This is a genomic window from Bacillota bacterium LX-D, assembly GCA_031628995.1.
Taxonomy (GTDB): domain Bacteria; phylum Bacillota; class DUOV01; order DUOV01; family Zhaonellaceae; genus JAVLUO01.
Genome location: JAVLUO010000001.1, coordinates 367965 through 386288, shown reverse-complemented (window position 1 = coordinate 386288; position 18324 = coordinate 367965). Strand labels below are relative to the sequence as shown.

21 protein-coding genes and 1 pseudogene are annotated in these 18324 nt (G+C 34.2%); 20 read left to right on the top strand and 2 right to left on the bottom strand.

The window, feature by feature from the left end:
* The first annotated feature begins 3 nt into the window (after positions 1-3).
* The 8 genes and pseudogenes from modA (at position 4) to RDV78_02045 (ending at position 7127) form a co-directional block, all read left to right on the top strand.
* Entirely contained in the window at positions 4-849 is an 846-nt protein-coding gene (modA, locus tag RDV78_02080; GenBank protein ID MDS1029292.1) for a molybdate ABC transporter substrate-binding protein, read from the top strand.
* Positions 846-1664 carry an ABC transporter permease subunit gene (locus RDV78_02075; GenBank protein MDS1029291.1) on the top strand — a complete coding sequence of 273 codons (819 nt, stop codon included), beginning with the start codon at positions 846-848 and terminating at the stop codon, positions 1662-1664. The genes modA and RDV78_02075 overlap by 4 nt, the downstream gene beginning before the upstream one ends.
* Positions 1665-1669: 5 nt before the next feature.
* On the top strand, positions 1670-2728 hold the full coding sequence (aksA, locus tag RDV78_02070; protein ID MDS1029290.1) for a homoaconitate hydratase: 1059 nt from the start codon (positions 1670-1672) through the stop codon (positions 2726-2728).
* A gap of 349 nt (positions 2729-3077) precedes the next feature.
* Positions 3078-4547: an amino acid permease gene (locus tag RDV78_02065; GenBank protein ID MDS1029289.1), complete on the top strand. Its 1470-nt coding sequence runs from the start codon at positions 3078-3080 to the stop codon at positions 4545-4547.
* 478 nt (positions 4548-5025) lie between these two features.
* A complete protein-coding gene (locus RDV78_02060; protein MDS1029288.1) occupies positions 5026-5193 on the top strand; it encodes a hypothetical protein in 168 nt (55 codons plus the stop codon).
* Between the two features lie 67 nt (positions 5194-5260).
* Positions 5261-5482 (top strand): PC4/YdbC family ssDNA-binding protein, encoded by a 222-nt coding sequence (locus tag RDV78_02055; protein ID MDS1029287.1) that lies wholly within the window; start codon positions 5261-5263, stop codon positions 5480-5482.
* Between the two features lie 307 nt (positions 5483-5789).
* A complete protein-coding gene (locus tag RDV78_02050; GenBank protein ID MDS1029286.1) occupies positions 5790-6869 on the top strand; it encodes a diguanylate cyclase in 1080 nt (359 codons plus the stop codon).
* 99 nt (positions 6870-6968) lie between these two features.
* A pseudogene (locus RDV78_02045) lies at positions 6969-7127 on the top strand (IS256 family transposase).
* Here RDV78_02045 and RDV78_02040 read toward each other — a convergent pair.
* Both RDV78_02040 and RDV78_02035 read right to left on the bottom strand, forming a co-directional pair.
* Positions 7128-8861 carry an ATP-binding protein gene (locus tag RDV78_02040; protein MDS1029285.1) on the bottom strand — a complete coding sequence of 578 codons (1734 nt, stop codon included), beginning with the start codon at positions 8859-8861 and terminating at the stop codon, positions 7128-7130.
* On the bottom strand, positions 8851-9525 hold the full coding sequence (locus tag RDV78_02035; protein ID MDS1029284.1) for a response regulator transcription factor: 675 nt from the start codon (positions 9523-9525) through the stop codon (positions 8851-8853). Before RDV78_02035 ends, RDV78_02040 begins: the two co-directional genes overlap by 11 nt.
* 731 nt (positions 9526-10256) lie before the next feature.
* Between RDV78_02035 and RDV78_02030 the strand changes: the two genes are divergently transcribed.
* The 12 genes from RDV78_02030 to RDV78_01975 all read left to right on the top strand — a co-directional run bounded on the left by RDV78_02030 (position 10257) and on the right by RDV78_01975 (position 18306).
* A complete protein-coding gene (locus tag RDV78_02030; protein ID MDS1029283.1) occupies positions 10257-11423 on the top strand; it encodes a radical SAM protein in 1167 nt (388 codons plus the stop codon).
* 5 nt (positions 11424-11428) lie between these two features.
* Positions 11429-12427 (top strand): radical SAM protein, encoded by a 999-nt coding sequence (locus tag RDV78_02025; GenBank protein MDS1029282.1) that lies wholly within the window; start codon positions 11429-11431, stop codon positions 12425-12427.
* On the top strand, positions 12420-12872 hold the full coding sequence (locus tag RDV78_02020) for an Lrp/AsnC family transcriptional regulator (protein MDS1029281.1): 453 nt from the start codon (positions 12420-12422) through the stop codon (positions 12870-12872). Before RDV78_02025 ends, RDV78_02020 begins: the two co-directional genes overlap by 8 nt.
* Before the next feature lie 21 nt (positions 12873-12893).
* Positions 12894-13367: an Lrp/AsnC family transcriptional regulator gene (locus tag RDV78_02015; protein ID MDS1029280.1), complete on the top strand. Its 474-nt coding sequence runs from the start codon at positions 12894-12896 to the stop codon at positions 13365-13367.
* A gap of 217 nt (positions 13368-13584) precedes the next feature.
* Positions 13585-13836, top strand: coding sequence for a hypothetical protein (locus RDV78_02010; protein MDS1029279.1), 252 nt, complete (start codon positions 13585-13587; stop codon positions 13834-13836).
* Between the two features lie 507 nt (positions 13837-14343).
* Complete coding sequence (locus RDV78_02005) at positions 14344-14853, top strand: hypothetical protein (GenBank protein ID MDS1029278.1); 510 nt, start codon at positions 14344-14346, stop codon at positions 14851-14853.
* Positions 14854-14891: 38 nt separating this feature from the next.
* Positions 14892-15293, top strand: a complete 402-nt coding sequence (locus RDV78_02000) for a hypothetical protein (GenBank protein ID MDS1029277.1) — start codon at positions 14892-14894, stop codon at positions 15291-15293.
* 160 nt (positions 15294-15453) lie between these two features.
* Positions 15454-16473 (top strand): hypothetical protein, encoded by a 1020-nt coding sequence (locus tag RDV78_01995; GenBank protein MDS1029276.1) that lies wholly within the window; start codon positions 15454-15456, stop codon positions 16471-16473.
* Positions 16474-16582: 109 nt separating this feature from the next.
* Positions 16583-17128, top strand: a complete 546-nt coding sequence (locus RDV78_01990) for a hypothetical protein (GenBank protein ID MDS1029275.1) — start codon at positions 16583-16585, stop codon at positions 17126-17128.
* A 13-nt stretch (positions 17129-17141) separates the two neighbouring features.
* A complete protein-coding gene (locus RDV78_01985; GenBank protein ID MDS1029274.1) occupies positions 17142-17666 on the top strand; it encodes a cytochrome b/b6 domain-containing protein in 525 nt (174 codons plus the stop codon).
* Positions 17663-17959 carry a hypothetical protein gene (locus tag RDV78_01980; protein MDS1029273.1) on the top strand — a complete coding sequence of 99 codons (297 nt, stop codon included), beginning with the start codon at positions 17663-17665 and terminating at the stop codon, positions 17957-17959. The genes RDV78_01985 and RDV78_01980 overlap by 4 nt, the downstream gene beginning before the upstream one ends.
* Entirely contained in the window at positions 17956-18306 is a 351-nt protein-coding gene (locus RDV78_01975; GenBank protein MDS1029272.1) for a hypothetical protein, read from the top strand. Before RDV78_01980 ends, RDV78_01975 begins: the two co-directional genes overlap by 4 nt.
* The last annotated feature ends 18 nt before the right edge of the window (positions 18307-18324 follow it).

Sequence of the window (18324 nt, the reverse complement as noted above, 5' to 3'; positions counted from 1 at the left end):
GACATGAAAAGGATATTATTGCCGATGCTGGTTTTTGTAACACTAATAATTTTGGTTGTCTGCCAGACAAAGCTGTCCGTGTCCGACCTATCTCCATCTGCCTCAGCTTTTGTCTCAGACTCATCTCCACAGATGGAAAAAGTTACGCTAAGGGTGCTAGCGGCGGCAAGTCTGACGGAATCCTTAAAAGAAATAGCAGACAACTATAAAAGAGAGAACCCGAGTATAGATTTTGAACTGAATTTTGCTGGGACTCAGGCGCTTGTGAGCCAGATTGAACAGGGTGTTGACGCCGATGTATTCTTATCGGCCAATATGAAGTATATGACCGAGATGAAAGATAAGGGTTACGTAGAAGATTACAGTATGTTTGTTGCTAATGAACTCGTCATTGTCTATTATTACAAGGCGAAACTGTCGGGCCTGGAAGATCTTGTGAAGACAGGAGTTACGCTGGCTATCGCGGACGAATCCGTACCGGTTGGGCAATATACGCTTCAAATGCTCCATAAGATTGAGTCCTCTGGCAACTTCCCAAAAGGCTACAAAGATAATTTTATGGGCAATGTACGCTCGAAAGAAATGGACGTGAAAAGCGTAGAACAAAAAGTACAGCTTGGGGAAGTGGATGCAGGCATCGTATATAAATCCGACGCCGCTGCTGCCGATCAAAGGAAAGTAAAAACCATTAATATACCAAAAAAATATAATGTAATTGCAGAATATCCCGTTGCGGTTTTGAGGGGAAGCGCGCACAAAGACGCCAGTAAGGCTTTTGTCGATTATCTGCTTTCCAATGCCGGTATGGCTGTAATGGAAAAGTACGGATTTCAAGCAGCCCTAAAATGAACAGTTTAAGAATTGCCAAAAGACAAAGCATAATACGCAGCGAGTTTACCGGCATCCTGGTTTCTACTATTGCCATCGGCAGCATTCTGTGCATGGTGACGGTAATCTCCTCGCTGTTCATTGAATCGGATATATCGGCTATTGCAGAACTTGTGCAGATGCCGCAGGTTTGGGAAGCCATCAGCATAACTGTAATAAGCATATTAATTTCGTACCTGCTTGTAGTAACTCTCGGTATCCCTACCGCATTTTACATTGTTAAAAAAAGTGGCAGGAGCGGTGCATTGTTGGATATGGTATTGAACATTCCTATGGTCCTTCCTCCCTCTATCACCGGTTTGGCATTGTTAATGACTTTTGGCAGGTATGGGCTTGTGGGCAGTTTTCTTTCAAATTTGTCCATTAGCCTGCCCTTTACCTTAGCAGCTGTCATTATAGTACAGGTTTTTGTAGCTATGCCTTATTTTGTCCAAATGTTAAAAAGTGCTTTTCAATCAGTCGATAAGACCATAGAAGATGCTGCAGTAGATTGTGGTGCAACCTTGAAAGACCTAATTTTTCGAATATACCTGCCAATGAATGTAAAACCGTTTATTTCAGCAAGTATCATGGCGTGTCTGCGTGCTGCAGGTGAATTTGGTGCGACTATTATGTTCGCAGGAAATATGGAGGGAAAGACGCAGACAATATCAACTGCAATATATTCCTTTACCCAGCAAAATACAAAGCTTGCCGTATCATTGGCCGTGCTGCATATTATGATTTTTTTGCTGCCGCTTCTACTGTTTAAGACAACGCTCAAGAAATTGGAGTGATGAATATGAAAACAGTAATGTTTTTGGATACTACGCTGCGGGATGGTGAGCAAACGCCTGGGGTGTCTTTTTCTAAAAAAGAAAAACTTGAAATTGCACAAATGCTGGACTCTTTAGGGATAGATATTATCGAGGCGGGTATCCCGGCAATGGGTAAAAATGAAATGGATTCTATTACTGCCATCTTAAATCTTGGCCTTAATGCGGAAATATTAACCTGGAACCGTTTGCTACTGGAAGACATCCAAAAATCCATTGCTTGCGGTTCAAAGCATATACATATTGCAGCACCTGTTTCTGATTTGCATATTGCAAAGAAACTCAACAAAACGCGGGAATGGGTATTATACAATACCCAAAAACTGGTTGCTTATTGCGTGGAGAAAGGGTGTTCCGTCTCCGTCGGTGCCGAAGATGCGTCCAGGACCGATCCTGATTTTTTACTAAAGTATTATAATACAGCTATTCGTGAAGGCGCCAGCCGCGTCCGTTATGCCGATACTGTAGGCATACAAGACCCCTTTACCGTTTATAATACAATCAAAAATCTGAGAGAGCATATTGATGTGCATATCGATTATCATGGGCATAATGATTTTGGCATGTCTACGGGTAACGCATATGCCGCGTTTAAAGCGGGTGCAGCAGTATTAAGCTGCAGTATTAACGGATTAGGAGAGCGGGCAGGAAATACACCGTTGGAAGAAATTACGATGGCCATTAAGCATATTGCCAAAAAGCATGTGCATATCGATACGAAGTTATTTGCCCAAGCTTCTGCAATGGTGGAACGGTATTCAAAAAGGGCCGTGCACCCAGGGAAAGCCATTGTAGGGAAACAGGTGTATTGGCACGAATCCGGTATTCATGTAGACGGTTTGTTAAAGGACGAAAAGACCTATCAGCCTTACCCACCTGAGGACGCGGGAGGAAAAAGAGAAATTGTGTTAGGAAAGTTCTCTGGCCGAAAAGCTATTGAATATGTTTACCGCAAGAAAGGTTTGGAATTATCTCAAGAGCAAACAAATGAGCTTCTTTCGGTATTAAAAAGAAGTCATATGTAACAGAGTAAAAAATTGAAACCAGATAAAAGTTGAATGTTCGCATTATGAGAATATTAATTTTTGGAAATTCGGGACATAGGTTTCGATTCCCCTGGCCTCCATCATGAAAAACCACAATCGCTGGAATCAACTGATACTGGAAGCATAAGTTTGCCGCTTTGGCAGGCTTATGCTTCTTTCTTATAAGGCAGATTTATGCTTCCCAAAAATCAATAGAAAAGTAATTTGTTACTATACAACAAATAAACAACCATAGGACGTCGCCCGAAATTAATGAATGTGAATGAAGGATAGCTTCTCAATGATACGCAAATACTATTATAAGGTACGTAACTTAGGAGGTATAGTAATGGAAAAGAGCCATAAAGGCTTGACTGCAGTCCAATTAGCAATGATGGCACTGGGAACAGTAGTAGGAGGATCCTTTTTTCTTGGATCAGTGGTTGCTATTCGTGCTGCCGGGCCAGCCGTTGTCATTTCGTATATACTTGGAGGTATTTTAGTATATTTTATTCTTTTTGCCTTATCAGAGATGATAGTAGCAGATCCAGATTCCGGTTCTTTTCGCACTCTCTCTGAAAAAGTATACGGGCCAAGTGTAGGGTTTGTAGTAGGATGGGTTTACTGGACGGGACTTGTTTTAGCAATGTCCAGTGAAGCAATAGCTGTATCGATTCTTCTAAGTGCGTGGGTGACGGATCTTTCTTTACCTATAATGGGCTCAATAGTAATTATTTTAATTACCATGCTTAACTTGCTGGGAGCTGATAAATTAAGCAAATTGGAAAGTGGTTTAGCTGCTATTAAACTTTTGGCGATTGTTGGATTTATTGTATTAGGTTTAATGTTGATTTTTGGCATTGCTCTAGATGTGCCTAGAATAGGAATGGGCGCTTTGCGCCAAGAATCCTGGTTTCCTGCCGGGATTGGAGGAATTGCTGGAAGTATGCTTATTGTTATGTTTGCATATGCCGGATTTGAAATTATTAGTTTAGCTGCTTCTGAGACTAGTAATCCTCATAAGACAGTTCCAAAAGCAATATTTTATACTGTAATCAGCCTTATAGGACTTTATGTTGCAGCTATTATTGTGCTTTTACCATTAATCCCGATTAGTAATTTTACAGAAGAAAGAAGCCCATTGGTACTAGCCTTGACAAGGTGGAATTTAGGCTGGGCGGGTTGGGTAATGAATATTGTCCTAGTAACGGCTATTTTTTCCACCATGTTGGCTGCAATGTTTGGTCTCGGCCGGATGATTCGCTCACTTGCAGACGAGGGACAAGCGCCACTGCAATTAAAAGATAAAGGAGATATCCCTTATAGAGGAATTCTTTTTTCTGGAGCTGCAATGCTAATAGGATTATTTTCCGGTTTTGTTCTACCAGATCAAGTATATATTTTTCTAGTTAGTTCAGGCGGATTTTCTCTGCTTTTTACATATTTGGTCATTTTAATTACACATCATAAATTTCGAAAGAAAAATGGTTGCCCTCCAAAGGGAAAATGCCAACTACCAGGTTATCCATTTTCTTCGTGGATAGCAATTATAAGTTTAATAGGAGTTATATTGAGCATGCCATTAGTTCCAGGACAAGGATATGGGTTATTGGCCGGTGTTATATTGACATTGCTGTATGCAGCATTATATTTGACAAAGAAATACTTTGCTAAAAAACGAAATAAAAGTAATGAGATAAACAAAGCAGGAAACTTTATCTGGACAGCGAAAACACTCACTCCTCAAACTCATACGGAAATTTCAGAGGAGTTTATTCCTAAAAAATTGGATAAAGAAGAAAAAAAGGAAAAACGATAAGATGATAATAGGACAGTAATATCACATCTAGAATTGGATTAACTTAGTATACGTATTTTTACGTAGCAACTGGTTCAATGTCTAGGTAAAGACAATCCATTTATCAGTTTGTGCGGTATGCCTCCTAAACAGAAAAACTTTTACGAGATCAAAAACAGATTAGTTGTAAATACAAATAATTAGTATAGATTGCATCAATGCTATAAAACAGCATAATGAGGGGTATTTTCCCTGAAACATATTGTGGAAAATATTTGACAACACCAAGAGTTTTTATCTAAAATCACATTATCATAATAAAATCTCTCTTTTTAACTATGCTCCAACAGAGCTGCAACGAGACGTTCATAAGAGAATATGGCAGGAAATTGATAATTTATTTTAGCTTGCGAAGAAGAAATACTTCCCTAATCTAACCTACAACCAAACCGATAAAATTATTGAGAATATCAAAACCGTTGCTCTTAGAAGGTATTAGGTGTTTGTTATGGATAAACAAATGGTCAATTACAGCGGAAAAATAATTGGATTTAAACTTCATAGAAAAAACGTAAAAAACATTAATCTCAATGTAAAGCCAGATATGACCATTGTTGTGTCAGCTAGTGAGAAGGTACCTGTTGATTTTGACGTCTTTAATGCCTGATTGGAGACAAAGGAAAGAGATTCTAGATGAAGAAGTTGTGAGAGAACTTTAGAGGAGGATTTTTAGAATGGCTGAGATTAAATTTGAAATTATTGAAACGGTAGGTATTTTATCAGAATCAGCTAAAGGCTGGAAAAAAGAGCTGAATTTAATAAGCTGGAATGATAAAGCTCCAAAATATGATATCCGTGAATGGTCCCCTGACCACGAAAAGATGGGCAAGGGAGTTACGTTTACAAAAGAAGAACTTCGTGAGCTTAAAAAGATCCTAAATGAGATGGATTTTTGAAATATTTACTGATTCTGAAAAACATAAATGCAGCAAAGAAGATTTAGTTATTTTTCAAGAGCACATTTCCAGAGTTATATAAATTTGGGGATTTGGATAGTAGACAGCCAGAAAAATATAGCCGAGGCAAATTAGCCAAAAAAGTTTACCAATGTGGTATGCATTATGCATTTGATCCAAGCAAAGAAATGTAAAAAGTTATTGTCCCAGCACGGGAAATGTAATATAGTGGTGGGTGGTTGGAGGCTTTGGATTCGATTTTGAATGAATAACTGTGAGATTATGCTAGAAGGAAGAGATTTAAGGTATGTTGAGTGATTTAGTTATAAATGCAGCCATACTGGTTGCCTTTGTGTGTATTGAAAACCAGATTTTCAGAGATACGGAGCTGGATTTAAATTCTCCTATTTTACTTAAGGCTTTGGTTGGAGTGATATGTGGAATTTTAGGGATTCTCCTAATGATCTATTGTGTTAAAGTGGATAAAACCATAATTATTGACTTTCGAAATATTGCCATAATTATGGCAGGAATGCTGGGTGGAACTGTATCCATAGCTGTTTCTGCTTTAATGATAGGGTTATTTCGCATATTTCATTATGGAATCAATACTTCCTCGATAACAGCCCTTATTGTTGCGGTACTTGTTGGGATAGGTATCTCAATTATTTTTAGAAAGAAGGTGTCGATGCCAAGGAAGTGGTTTTACTCAATATCTTACTGTCTTATCATCAGTTCAATTGCATTGAGTATTTTGTTATGGAAAGATAATATAAAAATTTTGCATACACTTTGCCTTTATATAGTGGGAACTATTGTTGCAGCATTAATTGTATATAAGTATATGGAGTATTTGCAAGGAATTACAAAACTATTCAAGACCCTGAAAGAGGAATCTGCAAAGGATTATTTGACGGGGCTAAACAACGTAAGACAATTTGACAGATTGTTTAATCAAATGGCAGAAGAACTAACTTATGGCAATGAACCCATATCACTTTTGTTTATAGACATCGATTTTTTTAAAAAGGTTAATGATACCTATGGACACAAGGAAGGGGATAGGGTATTAAAAGAACTGGGGAAGATACTAATCCAAACTTGTAGGGCGTGCGATATAGTTTCGAGAAACGGTGGAGAAGAATTCTCCGTTATTCTCAAAGACTGTTCTGTAGAAGAGGCGGTAGAAATTGCAGAACGTATAAGGCATACTGTAGAGGAGCATGATTTTATATTGTCAAATGGCAAAGTAATCCATATATCCATATCTATAGGAATATCCACCTATCCAGAAACAGTGAAAAAATTCAGTGAAATTATGGAGCAGGCGGATACCGCTCTTTATAAAGCAAAAGGGGCGGGCAGGAATAAAGTGTTTTTACATTAGATTATGGGCAGCAAAAAGATTAACGGATTAATTTTTTTGCAAGTTTTTAAGTGAGTAAAAATCTTTCCCAAAAGTGGGATATTTTAATTGACAGTAACACAGCTCAGAAAAGTTGCAAAAACCAAAACTGCTTACCCCTCAGACGAAGTTTTGATTAAAATAATGTATTTAGCTACGGCAGATATTACAAAAAAAAGGATCATGCCTATAAGGGAATGGAAAGATTGTATCTCCCAATTTGCAATTTATTTCAGTTGACTAATTATACGGCAAAATGATTTGAAATTCAGTACCTTTTCCTAAAGTGCTTTCAACGTTAATAGTGCCGTTATGACCTTCAATGATCTCTTTAACTATAGCCAAGCCTAAACCAGTACCTCCTTGACGAGTACGGGCTTTGTCAACTTTATAAAACCTTTCCCATATTAAAGGAAGATCATCATTAGGTATTCCTGAGCCATTATCAGCGATTTTAATTATAACCTTATCAACCTGGTATTCTAATGTTATTTGAATTTTGCCATTGGATGGTGTATGTCTAAAAGCATTGTCAAGTAGATTGATACATACTTGTTGAATTCTATTGGTGTCAACAAAGATATACTTTTGATGATTACCTATAATTTGAACACTTATATCAATATTGGAAGAGATTGCGATCGAATTATACTTCCGAATAATTTGTTGGACTAAAGAACTTAAATCCGTATTACTTTTATTGAAAGTAAAATGCCCTAGTTCTAATTGGTTAAGATCCACCAAGTCATTTACTAAACTTTTTAGTCTAATTGCTTCTATTTTAATAGTTTTTAAAGATTCTATTTTGTCGTCTTCAGATTGTAACATATTATCTAATAATGCCTCAGAGTAACCTTGTATAAATGTTAATGGAGTTCGAAGTTCGTGAGAAATGCTGGCAATAAACTCTTTACGAATTTGTTCAGATTTTTTTTTCTGAGTAACATCTATTAAAACCATAATAATTCCATTAAAATTTTCTTTTTGTAATATTGATAAATTAGCCGCTAAATTTTTATTATTAATATGAAAATCAATCTCTCTAAGAATTTTTTTTGTTTTTAAAGTTTCCCAAACATTTTCTCTATTATTTGCAAAGATTTTATTAAAATCCATTCCTAAACTGAGATTTTCTAAAAGCCGTTGAGCCGCATGGTTAAATAGGGTAACTTGACCTAAGTGATTAAAAACTAAGACTGCCTCACTCATGTTATCTAAAATATTAAATAGTTTTTCTTTTTCTTGAGATAAAGCCTTTGTATAATTACTTAGGCTATTTGCCATGTAATTTATTGAACTTCCTAAACTACCTACTTCATCTTTAGAATTAATTTGAACTTTTGTGGTAAAATCTCCACCTGCTATTTTTAAGGCCGCTTTTTGCATTGAAATAAGTGGTTTTGATATTGTTTTAGAGAGAAAGAAGGATAATATAGTTGTCAGGATTATAGCGCCGATAGCGGCATATAAAATTAAATATTGAATTGAGGCAAATGTACTAAAATAGTCTTTATATGGAGTGTATAAAAGCACAGCTCCATCAATTTTCTTATCTTTGTACATTGGAATGGCGATAGTTAATACAGCCTCTTTAAACTGTTCATGATAGCCCATCTTTTTAATAAATTGACCAGAAAGAACTTGTTTAACTTCTTGTGTATTTAAGTGTAAACCTGTTTTCATACCCATTTTTGTACCGCAAGTAATAATAACACCGTTTTTATCAATTACCATTATATCCGCATCGATAAAAGTTCTAGCTGTTTGGACTTCATATAGAAATTGACCAAGATTCTTGTTTCTAGGAAAGGATGCGATAGCTCTTCCATGTTGATATAGGCTGTAAGCTTTTTCATTAAGAAAATAGTTTTCTATTAAACTAGCTAAAGATAAACCTAAACTTAGAAGAATAACTAAAACCATTGCGGTCATTGCAAGCCATGTTTTAAAAGCAATACTATTTTTAATTTTCAAATTTATATCCTATCCCCCATACTGTATGAATATATTTTTTATTTGTTAAAGTACTAAATTTTTCACGTATATTTTTAATATGCGTATCAATAGCCCGGACATCACTTATAAAATTATATCCCCAGACCTGTTCTAAAAGTTGTTCTCTTGAAAATACTCTATTTGGTTGTTTGGATAAATATAGAAGTAAATCAAATTCTTTAGGTGTTAAAGATAATTCCATATCTTTAACAGTAACTTTTCTAGAAGCAGTATTGATTTTTAGTTCCCCCAAAATTATTTCAGCATCTTTTTTTTCATCGTTATTTAATGTACGTTTTAAAATAACTTTCACTCTAGCTACTAATTCACTAGGGCTAAAAGGCTTTGTTATATAATCATCCGCACCTAAATCAAACCCCATTAGCTTTTCCATTTCTTCACTGCGAGCAGTAAGCATAATTATAGGAATATCGCTATTCCTTCTTATTTCACGGCAAATGAGCCATCCATCACCTTCGGGCATCATTACATCTAATATTGCAAGGTTTGCAACACGATAGCTTAATAAAGCTTCCTTGCCTGTACCGGCTTCAATTACCTCAAAACCTTCTTTTTCCAGGTAAACTTTGACCAGTTGACGTATTTTGGGTTCGTCATCTGCAACTAATATTTTGATTTTCATTTTTTCAACTCCTCAACCCAAATCAACCATAAGATTTTTCGTATAAAACATAAAAAAGATTTTAAATTTATTATGTCATATAATCAAAAAAATACAATTACTAGATATTAAATTGAAATACTAAACATTAAAAAATTTATATTCAAATTGCCACAAATTAGTCAGGGGTTGAAGACTGATGTTTATCTAAAAAAAATTGCAACATATTTCCAGTTTTTGTAGTTAAACTTGCTACTTTTCTTCAGATTAATCAGCTAATTAGCAATAATAAAAGTTCACAAAACCTCCATAGATTAATTTAACTTTCTTAAAAAAGATTTAGTAAAATACAAATGAAAATAATATTAGGTTTGAGACGGGAGGTTATTAGCTAAGTTATCTAGATTATTGTAAATAAATTAGTGAGGATTAGAGTACATAAGGAGGGGTTTGGAGCACTAATTGGAAATATTATTGCAAATCAATTGGACATAAATACTTTGTTATCTAGTATAATTGGTGGAACATTTGGTTTTATAGTTTCTATTTGTTATATAAAAAATTTAATTATATGGCACATAATGACTCTAAAATACAGCCTGGAATTATTAAAGTTTTAAATTAGTCGTGCTTAACTTTATAATTTAATAGATGTTTTCTTATAATTCTCCAAAAATATTTATTTATCCCAAGAGTAAAATAACTTAAATTGGAAATTATGTTAGGAGACAGTTAATAGGAAGGTGTTAAGTATGATTAATCTTACCAGTTTATTTAGTACCAAGGAAGACCCCTTAAGGTATACAAAAGAATGTAAAAAAACATTATCTGGTGTGAAAGTCGGAGTTGGACCAGTTATTGCTTGGAACATTACTAATAAATGTAATTATAGATGTAAGCATTGTTATTCAAAAGCGTCTTTTATTGGTGACGAGAAAGAGTTAACGACCAATGAGGCTGAAAGAGTAATAGATGATTTATTTAAAATAAATGTTCCAGTCATACTTTTTTCCGGCGGAGAGCCACTTTTAAGATCAGATATATTCCATTTAATCCAATATGCGAGGGATAAAAATATCCGTGTTTGTTTATCAACCAATGGTAGTTTAATTGATAGAAAAATGGCAATTAGAATAAAAAAAGCAGATATTAGTTATGTTGGAATTAGCATTGATGGAATAGGTTCGATTAATGATCAGTTTAGAGGAATAAAGGGAGCCTATTTGAAAAGTGTGGCTGCAGTTGAAAATTGCCATGAAGTGGGGCAAAAGGTTGGGTTACGCTTTACCCTGCAAAAAAAGAACTTCACCCAAGTAGCAAAAATATTGGATTTATTGGATCGTATGGAAGCAAACCGGATTTGTTTTTATCATTTAGTCCCATCAGGGCGGGGAGAAGAAATTTATAACGAGGCTCTTTCTGGGGAAGAAACCAGAGTTGTGATGGATCTTCTATATCAATATATTATAAGTAATGATTGTATTGGAAAAAAGGCAAAAGAAATTTTGACAGTAGATAATCATTGCGACGGAGTTTATCTATATTTAAAAGCAAAAAAATATTTACCACCTGAAAAAGCTAATAGAATCTATAGATTATTAAGCTATAATGGAGGAAATCGCTCAGGAATAGCTATAGCTAATATTGACAGCCAAGGAAACGTATTTGCAGATCAATTTTCTAAAGCTTTTAATTTGGGAAATGTTAAAAAAAATTTATTTTCTGAAATATGGGAAGGGAGCAACCTATTAAAAGAATTAAGGGATAGAAAAGGTCGGCTTAAGGGTAAATGTAATTTTTGTTCCTGGTTAAATCTTTGTAACGGTAACCTGCGTGCAAGAGCTTATGGAGTATATAAAGATTTCTGGGAAGAAGATCCTGGTTGTTATTTAACAGAACAAGAAATAAGTGAAGGGTGAAATAGATGCTAGTTTCCTGGAATGTAACCCAAAAATGCAATTTATCGTGCAAACACTGTTATAGAGAATCTGGACCTGATATTAATACAAGAAACGAACTCTCTACTGAAGAAGGTCTTGAGCTGATTACGGGCATCGCTCAAGCTGGTTTTAAAAGATTAATTTTTAGTGGTGGTGAACCCTTACTAAGAAATGATTTGTATGAATTAATTTGCTGTGCTAATAACAATAATCTTATAACCGCATTGGGGACAAATGGTACTCTTATTACTAAAGAAGTTGCAAAAGAACTAAAAAAAGTACAAGTTAAGGCAGTTGCTATTAGTTTGGATAATCTTGAAGCAGAGAAACATGATCAATTTCGCCAGATAAGTGGCAGTTGGAATAAAGCAATGAGAGGAATTCAGAATTGCTTAAGCGAAGGAATTAAATTACAAATCAATACAACGGTTACCAGAACTAATTATGAGCAAATATCTGAAATGATGGAATTTGTTTCGCAAATTGGCGGGAAAGCACATCATCTTTTTTTTCTCGTAAATGTTGGACGTGGTAGAGAGCTTAAAGAAGAAGTTTTAAACAAGGAACAATATAGGCAAATGCTTGAAATAATTGTTAATATGAAAAAAAACCTTAATATTGAGTTAAAACCAACTTGTGCCCCTCAATTCATGGTGGAAGCCCAAAAAAAATATATAAACATGCATTATTCTAGAGGATGTATTGCTGGTATTAGCTATTGCTGCATTTTGCCTAATGGTGACGTACATATTTGTCCTTACTTGCCATTAAAGGTTGGAAGTGTTCGGATAACACCTTTTAAAATACTTTGGTTACATAATGAGATATTTAAACAACTCCGCGATTTTAGCAATTATAAAGGAAAATGCGGCAAATGCTTATATAATCAATTATGTGGAGGCTGCAGGGCACGGGCTTATTATGATACGGGTGACTTTCTTCAGGAAGATCATTGGTGCTTGGAGGAAATAGTTCATGGTTAAACTCAGCACTATAGAAAGAATAGTACTTAATGAAACACAGAAGGGAATACCACTGGAACCAAGACCTTTTCGTAAAGTTGCTAAAGCTATTGGATTAACAGAAGATGAAGTCGTAAAATGCCTTGTAAGATTGAAACAAAATGGTTTTATTCGAAGGGTGGGGGGGATTTTTGATGTTCAAAAATTCGGAATTGTTAGTACCCTGGTGGGAATTAAAGCTAATGATAATATCCAAGAAATCATAAAAATTATTAATGAATACCCCGGTGTTACTCATAATTATCAAAGAGAGCATGAATTTAATATTTGGTTTACATTAATGGCTCCTAATGAGCATGAATTGGAAAAAATCTTTGATGAAATTAAAAAAAAGACTGGGGTTAATGATATAGTTAATTTACCTTCCATTTGTAAACATAAGGTAAATGTTTATTTTTCTTTTTAAAACATCAAAGGGGTAATATAATTGCTTGATCATATTGACAAAGATATTATCAGTTATCTTTCTGAAGATATAACATTAGACCCAGATTTATATAAATGTTTAAGTCAAGAACTAAATATTACTGAGGAAGAACTGTTGCTGAGATTGAAGAAGATGAAGCAGTTCGGTTACTTAAAACGCATTTCCCCTATAATATATCATTACAATACGGATTACACTTACAATGGTTTAATTTCATGGATAGTTTCAAAGGAAAAAATTAATCAGCTGGTTGAAATGATGTGCCTATTTCATAATATAAGTCATATTTACGAAAGAAGACCTTCAACTTTATGGCCTTACAATTTTTATAGTATGATACATGGGCGGGATAAAGAGGAAATTGAGAATGTAATAAAAATCATTGCAGATAGAACTGGTATTGATCAGTATCTAGTGCTTTACACTACTCGTGAGTGGAAAAAGACAAGTCCGAAGCTTTCTTTGTTAATTTAAAAGTTTTAAGATAAAGTGCCGAATTAAACATAATTTCATTTCTAAGATTAAAAAATTTATGGCGAGTAAAGTTATGTAGATCCGCACCCCCCAGTTTATTGGGCAACAGATTGAGGTTCCCTTTGATCCGGAGAAACTAGAGCAAGTATTAACAGCACGGCTTAATTACCTTAAAGACTCTTTATCCCATAATCAGTCTTTAAATCAACGGGTCATCATGCGTTACAAGGTAATGCCCTTGGATAAAGAAGAGGTGAAAAATTATATTTTACACCACCTGGAGTTAGCAGGTGCTAAATTTGAAATATTTTCTCCTGCAGCTGTAGAAGCTATTGCCACCCTTTCCAGGGGTTGGACGAGGCTAATCAACAATTTAGCCACTAACTGCCTGCTTTATGGATGCCGGAAAAGAATGGAAGGTATTGATGAAGAGGCGGTTATTAAGTCCGCTCAGGAAGTAGGTATTTAAACTAAAAACCGGGTATTTCCCGGTTAATTTTTTACCCTAAAAAAGCGTGACAATGTGAAATCTGCTTTACCGTAGGCTAATACAAAATAAAATTTTTTTAACTTATTTTGCAATTTACCCTAATTTAGGATGAAAATGAGGAGCTATTTTAATTTGCTAATTCACAGCTTTTTTTTGTAGTTTTTGATTGACAATGATTAAAATTCCTACTAAAGAAAGAATAATAAAAACTATAAATATTCAAATATCCTTCATAAAATCTTCAAAAAATTATTTTATACTTAAAGCATAAGAAAGAGGTGTTAAAAAAATAGTTTAAGAGTATCCCATAATATCCTATAAATAAACAAGTAGGGAGGTGATGTTTGTGAGTAAAAAAATCATTATAATTTTAGCTATTTTAGCAGTATTAGTCATTGCTGGTGTTGGCATTCACTATTTGACTATGGATCCTAATATGCCTATGTAGCAGGTTATTAATTCATTTTATAAAAGAGGAGGGTACTTATGAGTGGTATGAGTTTTGGATTTTCATCTGGTAACTATTTAGGATTGTTACTTGTATTGCTAATAAAATTCCTAATGATAGTGTTTGTCGGAGCCTTAATTTTTGGAGCTGTTGTTTGGATTAAAAACTATTTTGTAAGTGAAAAAAGCGAATATCATCAATCTTTAAAAAATGATCCTATTTTGAAGGTTGTTGCAACTGTAAGTGTTTCAATTCTAGGCATTATTCTGGTGCTGACTTTAATAAATAGTATAACTCAGCCTGGCCTAGGATTCAATTTTCATATGAATAATCACATGGGCGGTTTTCAATCTTCGTTTAATATAGCTGGTATATTGACAATTTTAATAAATATCCTTTCATTTGTTTTAGTTGTCTCAATAATTGGTGCTGTAATCACGTATCTTAAAAACCAATATGAAGCGGGTCATTTAAATTTTTTAAAAAGAGAAGTGACTGCTGAAAGGGATAATTTCATTGAAAATGCAAGTACTGAAATGGAAAATTAAGTATAAATATGTTGTTTAAAAAACAAGGGGGTAGGTTTATGTATAATAACTCGTGGTTAAAATTGGCTCTTCTTTCTTTCGTGGGAATAATTATAACAGCAGTCATCTTAGCATTTACCTCTTCAGGGGGAACAAATGGTATGTACATGCCATACCAAGGAATGCAGATGCAGGGAAATATGATGAATAATTCAATGAACCAGATGCAAAGTAACATGATGGGGCATGATATGAACATGATGAATATGCAAAATCAAAGAATGCAAATGATGAATAACACAATGAACCAAATGCAAGGCGGCATGATGGGGAATGGAATGAACATGATGAATATGCCGATGGGCAATATGAGTAATGGCGGAATGATGATGGATAATATGAATATGGGTAATATGAGTAATGGTAGTATGAACATGCAAGGTAGCATGGGTATGATGTAATTTTAAATCAAAATATAGGTTATTGGCTTAGTGTCGCTAATAACCTATATTTTTCTTTAGCTAAGTATATCTATATAAAATACTTTGAATAATTAAACGATTCATAAATCATAATACCATAAACAGCTAAATTAGATTTTGTGCTATGGGAGTGATTGAAATGAAACTCTTAAAAAACATAATTGGGTTCTTTTTAATTCTTATTATTGTGGGGGGAATAGGTTATTTAGGATGGTCCTATTTCAAGATGAATGGTACGCATATGGGTATGAATATGACTTCAGATAATAATACAAATCAGAACCAAAAAAATAACGTACCTTTGAATACAATTGCAATACAAAACAAAGATAAAATGAATCAAGCGCTTAGTTTAATTAATCAAGCTATTGATCAAATAACCATTGATCCGTATTCTCAAACAACTGTACCTAACTCAACGAATGGAACTAATCAAGGTAATGGAACAACTAATATATATCCTAGTGGTAATAATTCAATAAATATAGCACCTACAGGCAATTCTAGTACCCAAACACCTGCAGCTACTTCAACTGGGAAAGCTGATACAAACCAACAAAACAAAAGTTATGTTTATGACCAAAACGCACTTCAACAAGTACACAATGGCATTTTTGTTTTAGCGCAAAGTCTTTCATATTTAAATGATTTAAACGATGATCTTATAAGTCAGGCGGCTATAGCCGAACCGAGTATGCCAACCTACGATACGTATGTGGCAAAATATAACTTGGCTCTACAAAATAGAACTAAGTTAACATTTGCTATGAATATGCTTGATCAAGCCTCTACGTTGATAAATGTTAACCCATACGGATCGCCGAATGGTTATGAATATAATGTTCAGGAAATGAGACAATTACATCAGGGCATATATAAACTTGCTCAGGGAATGGTTGTATTAAACAGGCTTAAGCAGGATTTTATGAATCAAATGGTACAAGCATCAACCCAAGCTCAAAACACTATGACTATGGGTAACCAAATGTCAATGGGTAATAATGGATATTTTAGCATTCAAACTATATTTTCAATTATCCTTGTAATAATGCTTTTAGGTCTGATAGGTGGCATATTAGGAGCAGTATTAAGTATGATCAAAAAAAATAAAACCGAGAAAAATATGGAAACTGAACTATCTTTAGAGAAGGTGAAATAAAATGACGTCAAATGAAAAACAGGATCCTATTTTTCGAACAATACTGGTAATTTTATTAGGTACAATAACTTTTGGATTATTGTTCAATTTACTGACAGGAGGTAGGAGTATGATGAATGGAGAGCACATGGCTATGGGTGGATATGGTTACTCTCTTGGCAGCCTTTTAACAGGATTATTAGCATTATTAATCAAATTTTTTATGTTAATACTAGTGGTAGCTTTAGTAGCTGGATTGGTTATTTGGATTAAAAACAATTTCTTTAAGGACAATAAGCAACAAATTATCAATTATATCAATGCTGATCCTATTTTAAAAATTGTAACGGTAATAGGTATATCAGTAATTGGTATCGTAGTGATCCTTATGTTAGTAAATAGCTTTATGCAGCCCTTGACGGGATATAATATGAACATGCATACCAATATGGGTATGGGTTATACAACAGCATTTAGTTTTTCGAGTATTTTTATATTACTTATTAACATACTATCAATCGTATTAATTATATCTTTAATATTTGCCCTAATTGCATACGTTAAAAGGTATATTGATGGCAACATGAATTTTTCAAAAATTAATAATACGGCAATAGACGAGGAGCAAAAACCTCAGGATAATAATTACGGAGAAAATAATCAGCAAATCGAATAAAGGATGTTGAGACTTGAAGATTAGATTTGACTTTGTGATTCATTGGTTATGGGCAATTGTTTTTGCAATATTGGCACTAAGCGGATTAACAATGGTAGGCGCCAAATATGGTTGGATCTTAAATTACGATATATCCACAGCAGATTACATACATAGAACTGTTGCGGCAGTATATGTTTTACTAACGTTCATAGTCATAGCATATGAAGTGATTAGAATAATAAAAAATAAGCAAGATAGATTACCCTGGCTTGTAATCGGCAGAAGTGGATATCAGTTGTTTACTTTGATTACTACTCTAATCTTTATTATTACAGGGGTTATAATTTGGATATGTATGGACTCGAATATGAAGGCTGCAGCCTTTGCACTTTACGTTCATGAGAAATTAACTTTTATAGTCCTAGCTAGCGTTATTTGGCATATTTATGTTAAATGTCATGATCTAGTATGGACTAAAACAGCGGAAACTAAGGCGACAGCAAAATTGAAGGGTGGAGAATTACCCTTTAGGCAGAAGGAGAAGCGAATGATATGATGCAAAAGCCATACTTTAAATTTTTTATCTGGATTCTTACCACAGGATTCTTCTTTTTAGCATCATCAGTTTTAATCTCTTCCTTAGGTCCCCCTGCATCAGAGCAACAAATCATGCAATTTATGTCTGGAATGATGGATGCGATGGAGAATTCGTTAATGAGCCTTTCAATGTCAATTGAACATGATATAGTCCTCAGTCAAATAATATTTATAGCTTCATCGATAACAGTGCCATTAATTATTCTTAGTATTTTAGCAGCTATACTAGTAAGGTTGAGAACTATAAAATGATGAAAAAAAAGACATTAATATTTTTACAATTATGTATTGTATTTGGAGTGATTACCCTTAGTAGTATATTATACTCCTGGGGATCAGCTTCTAATACTAGTAATGATAGCATGATGGGGCAAGGTATGGGGCAAATGATGCTAATGCAATTAAATGGTGCTTCGGTTAGTGATTTAATTCAAAATCAACAACATAGCCAGACAATGGTACAAAATGGGCATAGCTCCCACCACAGTGATAACGAAAGTTTAAAAGCAATGCATTACTTTACGACAATTACTATTATTACCTTACTGCCTTTTATAATTGCAGGATCAATATTTCTGGTAATCGTTTGGTTAAAATAAATTATTAGGAGGAAGAAA